General features: G+C 48.0%; 1 protein-coding gene. It reads right to left on the bottom strand.

What is annotated here, in order from left to right:
• A partial coding sequence (locus ACTXGO_RS15745) for a TPM domain-containing protein (RefSeq protein WP_443575179.1) occupies positions 1-458 on the bottom strand: 458 nt, incomplete at its 3' end.
• Positions 459-635: the final 177 nt, after the last annotated feature.

The raw sequence follows: 635 nt of genomic DNA, 5'->3' as shown, positions 1-635 counted from the left end.
TGACGTAATAGCTGTCCGATCTCATCTAATAGCTCAATCAAGCTCGCTTCCATCTTTTGATTGGCGATACCAGCTAGCGCCTTATCACACATAGCGCGCCACACGGTTGGACTGACATGGGCGCTGATGCCGCGATCGGCGACGATATCTAAGCTATGCTCGCATATATTGACATAGACTAAAACGCCTGTGTTCTCTTCGGTATCCCATACCCTATACTCGCTGAACAAGTCAACAGCCCGCACGCGAGAATTGATACGGTAAGCCTCTTGGATAGGTAAATGATTTTCAACAACCAGGAACACTTCTCCGCGATGCCCAAGCTCCGCTTCGGTAACCTTAGCTGTTAAGCGCGCTTTGGCATCTGCTGTGAGCCATCTGCTATGGAGCATAGGAACAAAGACAGCTTGACGCCAAAGACGAGCAAGGCTTGGCTGCGGCGGGGTATGTTGTACCATTATAATATTTCCTCAAATAGGCAATTATCTAATATGCCCGATTATCTTTAAAGCCGCTAACTCTAAATGTGTCATTTTTGAGCATAACGACTTTTAAAGAAGTATTTTATTGTTTAAAGTCGCACTCACTCTACCATGAGCCGCCAGCACCGCCACCGCCGAAGCCGCCGCCACCAC

Source organism: Psychrobacter sp. T6-1, assembly GCF_052258445.1.
Note: the sequence above shows the minus strand (reverse complement) of the source record. Positions and strands in the feature narration are given on the sequence as shown.